Here is a 4,357-nt window from a genome sequence, read left to right as displayed (position 1 = left end):
CCGTATGCGTTGTCGACGCGGTTGACGGGGGACCAGTATTTGTCGACGCCCATGGAGCCTGGGGGGAAGCAGGCCTGTTCACGGGTGTAGGGACGGTCCCAGTCGCCGACCAGATCGCGCACCGTGTGTGGGGCGTTTTTCAGCGGGTTGTTTTCCGCGTCGATCTTGCCGTCGATGATGTCCTGTGCCTCGGAGCGGATGGACAGCATGGCGTCGCAGAAGCGGTCCAGCTCATCCATGGGTTCCGATTCCGTGGGCTCGACCATCAGGGTGCCGGCCACCGGCCAGGACATGGTGGGCGCGTGGAAGCCGCTGTCCACCAGACGCTTGGCGATGTCATCGACGCTGACATGGGCCGCCTCGTCCAGCGGGCGGGTGTCGAGGATGCATTCATGCGCCACGCGACCCGTTTCCGAGGTGTAGAGGATCGGGTAGGCATCCTTGAGCCGCGCCGCGATGTAGTTGGCGTTCAGGATCGCCACCTTGGTCGCCTGGGTCAGACCCGCGCCGCCCATAAGCAGCACATAGGCCCAGCTAACCGGCAGGATCGAGGGCGACCCAAAGGGCGCCGCCGAGACCGGACCCACGGCAGTGCCGTATTCCGGGTGGCCGGGCAGGTGCTCGGTCAGATGCGCTTTGACGCCGATCGGACCCATGCCGGGGCCGCCGCCGCCATGGGGGATGCAGAAGGTCTTGTGCAGGTTCAGGTGGCTGACGTCACCGCCGATGTCTCCGGGACGCGACAGACCCACCATGGCGTTCATGTTGGCGCCGTCGATATAAACCTGACCGCCGTGATCATGGGTGATCTGGCAGACCTCCTGCACGGTGGTCTCGAACACGCCATGGGTCGAGGGGTAGGTGATCATGCAGGCGGCCAGATGATCGGAGTGCTTTTCGGCCTTGGCGCGGAAGTCATTCAGATCAATGTTGCCATTCTCATCCGCCTGCACCGGCACGACCTGCCAGCCCACCATCTGGGCCGAGGCCGGGTTGGTGCCATGGGCCGAGGTCGGGATCAGGCAGACGTTCCGCTGCCCTTCGCCGCGGGCGAAGTGATAGTTGCGGATGGTCAAGAGGCCTGCGTACTCACCCTGCGCGCCCGAGTTGGGCTGCTGGCTGATCGCGTCATAGCCGGTGATCTGGCACAGCTTGTCGTTCAGATCGTCGATCATCTCGTGATAGCCCTGCGCCTGATCTTCGGGGCAGAACGGGTGCAGGTTGCCGAACTCGGGCCATGTGACCGGGATCATCTCGATCGTGGCGTTCAGCTTCATGGTGCACGAGCCCAGCGGGATCATCGCCCGGTCCAGCGCCAGGTCGCGGTCGGCCAGACGGCGCATGTAGCGCGTGATCTCGGCCTCGGCCCGGTTCTTGTGGAAGATCGGGTGGGTCAGGTACTCGCTTTCGCGCAGCGCGTAATCCGGCAGGCGATAGGCCACGTTCGAGCTGTCATCCTTGCGGTCGATGCCGAAGGCCCCCCAGACCGCCTCGATGGTCTCGGGGCGGGTCTGTTCGTCCAGGCTGATGCCCACTTTCGTGTCGCCGACCTTACGCAGGTTGACGCCCCGGGTCACAGCGGCCTCCATGACCGTTTTCTGCAGATGGCCAACCTCAACCGTGATCGTGTCGAAGAACACTTCCGGCTCCACAGCAAAGCCTGCCTCTTCCAGACCGGCAGCCATACGCGAGGTCTTGCGGTGCACCGATTGCGCGATGGCCTTGATGCCGTCGGGGCCGTGATACACGGCATACATCGAGGCAATCACCGCCAGCAGCGCCTGCGCGGTGCAAACGTTCGAGTTGGCTTTCTCACGCCGGATGTGCTGTTCGCGGGTCTGCAGCGCCAGGCGGTAAGCCTTGTTGCCCCGGCTGTCGATGCTGACACCGATGATCCGGCCCGGCATCGAGCGCTTCAGCTTGTCGGTGGTCGCCATATACGCGGCGTGCGGGCCACCATAGCCCATCGGCACACCAAAGCGCTGGGTCGAGCCGATGGCGATATCCGCGCCCATCTCACCGGGCGACTTCAGCAGCGCCAGCGACAGGATATCGGCGGCGACGATGGCAATCGCCTTGTGTTCATGCAGCGCCGCAATCTCGGCGGTGAAGTCGCGCACATGGCCATGGGTGCCGGGGTACTGGAAGATGGCGCCAAAGACCGCGCCCGCATCCAGCGTGTCCGGATCAGCCACCTGCACCTCGATGCCCAGAGGCTCGGCGCGCGTTTTAATCACCGCGATGGTCTGCGGGTGGCAGTTCTTGTCGACAAAGAAGGCCGCGTTGTTGGCCTTGGACCGACCGCCGCGCTTGGCCATGGCCATCGCTTCGGCGGCAGCTGTGGCTTCGTCCAGCAAGGACGCGTTGGCCACGTCCAGCCCGGTCAGGTCGCTGACCATGGTCTGGAAGTTCAACAGCGCCTCAAGTCGGCCCTGGCTGATCTCGGGCTGATAAGGCGTGTAGGCCGTGTACCAGGCCGGGTTCTCCAGAATGTTGCGCAGGATCGGCGCCGGCGTGGTGGTGCCATAATAGCCCTGACCGATCAGCGAAGTCAGAACCTTGTTCTTGCTCGCCACTTCTTTCATGTGAAAGAGCGCATCGCGCTCGGTCATCGCCGGACCCCAGTCCAGCGGCTCTTTCTGCCGGATCGCGGGCGGGACGGTGGCGTCGATCAGCTCGTCTAGCGTCTTGAAGCCGATCACCTTGAGCATGTCGCGCATCTCGGTCGGGCTGGGCCCGATATGGCGGCGGTTGGCGAAGTCATAGGCTTCGTAATCGGTCAGTTTGAAGGCCATGTGTGCGCTCCTCAAGGATAGGTCAGGCCCGGCGGAGACGGCAGGAGCCTCCGGCGGAAGTATTTGGAAACAGATGAAGGGGCGGGGCCGCGCACGGACCCGCCGCCTGAGTTAACCGATGAAGGCCTTGTAGCCGGCCTCGTCCATCAGGTCTTCGAGCTGCGAGGCGTCCGCGATCTTGATCTTGTAGATCCAGGCCTCGCCTTCGGGGTCTTCGTTCAGCGCGCCGGGATTGTCGGCCAGCGCCTCGTTCACCTCGGTGATCTCGCCGTCGACCGGTGCGTAAAGCTCGGACGCCGCCTTGACGGATTCAATCACGCCGATCTCGCCGCCTTTTTCGAACTCGTCGCCTGCTTCCTGCTGTTCCACGAACACCACGTCACCCAACTGCTCGGCGGCGTGTTTGGTGATGCCCAGCGTGGCGGTGTCGCCGTCAACGCTCAGCCATTCATGCTCTTCGGAATAATAGGTTGCCATGTCTCTCTCTCCTGACTTCAACGCTTGTAATTCTGTTTGACGAAGGGCAGCGCCACGATCTCAGCCGGTTGCGGCTTGCCCCGGATGATCAGGTTCACCTTCTCGCCCGGCTCGCCATGGCCTTTGCTCACATAGCCCATCGCCACCGGTCCACCCACCGTGGGGCCAAACACGCCCGAGGTGATCTGACCGATGCTGTTGCCCTCAAGGCACCGCACTTCCACACCCTGACGCGCAGGCGCACGGCCTTCGGGCTTGATGCCCACCAGCTTGCGCGCGGGACCTTCGGCCAGTTCCTTTTGCACGCGGGCCGCGCCCGGGAAACCGCCCTCTTCCTTGCGGCGCTTTTGCATCGCCCAGCCCAGCGAGGCCTCGACCGGCGAGGTGCTCTGGTCGATGTCATTGCCATAAAGGCACAGACCTGCCTCAAGCCGCAGGCTGTCGCGCGCGCCCAGACCGGCCGGCTCGCAATCCTCATGCGCCAGAAAGGCTTTGGTGATCTCGATCGCCTTGTCCTCGGGGATCGAGATCTCGTAGCCATCCTCGCCGGTATAGCCCAGCCGCGAGATACGGCACTCGACACCTTTGATATCGGCCACCGTGGTTTCCATGAACTTTAGATCACGCGCGGCGGGGCACAGTTCGCCCACAACGTTTTCCGCCGCAGGGCCCTGAACCGCCACCAGCGCGCGGTCGAAAATCTCGATCACTTCAACGCCTTCAAGGTGCTCACGCATATGCGGAATGTCCTGATGCCGCAGCGCCGCGTTCACCACCACAAAGTAATGATCGCCCGCATTCGACACGATCAGGTCATCCATGATCCCGCCTTCTGCGTTCGTAAAGAACCCGTACCGCGCCTTGCCTTCCTTCAGCGTCGCATAGGCCTGCGGGCAAAGCGCTTCCAGCTTCTCACCCACATTCTCGCCCCGCAAAATCACCTGACCCATATGAGACACATCAAACACCGCCGCCTTCTCACGACACTGCTTATGCTCCCCCATAATCCCCAAAGGATACTGAACAGGCATCTCCCATCCCGCAAAATCAACCAACTTACCCCCCAACTCAACATGCAAAGCGTG

Annotated in this window: 3 protein-coding genes; all 3 read right to left on the bottom strand. The window is 63.1% G+C overall.

Annotation, left to right across the window (positions count from 1 at the left end):
- Positions 1–2,795 (bottom strand): aminomethyl-transferring glycine dehydrogenase (gene gcvP, locus ACRZ96_RS21080; protein WP_480815080.1); only part of this gene is annotated, 2,795 nt, incomplete at its 3' end.
- Positions 2,796–2,906: 111 nt separating this feature from the next.
- Complete coding sequence (gcvH, locus tag ACRZ96_RS21075) at positions 2,907–3,272, bottom strand: glycine cleavage system protein GcvH (RefSeq protein WP_170393732.1); 366 nt, start codon at positions 3,270–3,272, stop codon at positions 2,907–2,909.
- Between the two features lie 17 nt (positions 3,273–3,289).
- Positions 3,290–4,351 (bottom strand): glycine cleavage system aminomethyltransferase GcvT, encoded by a 1,062-nt coding sequence (gcvT, locus tag ACRZ96_RS21070; protein WP_480815079.1) that lies wholly within the window; start codon positions 4,349–4,351, stop codon positions 3,290–3,292.
- Positions 4,352–4,357 lie beyond the last annotated feature (6 nt).

The sequence above is a fragment of the Ruegeria sp. CF1 genome (assembly GCF_056537445.1).
The sequence above is the reverse complement of the archived record's forward strand: the minus strand, read 5'-3'. Positions and strand labels throughout refer to the sequence as shown.

Excerpts from the sequence above, each read along its gene's own strand:
- gcvH (WP_170393732.1), bottom strand. The coding sequence starts at position 3,272 with ATGGCAACCTATTATTCCGAAGAGCATGAATGGCTGAGCGTTGACGGC.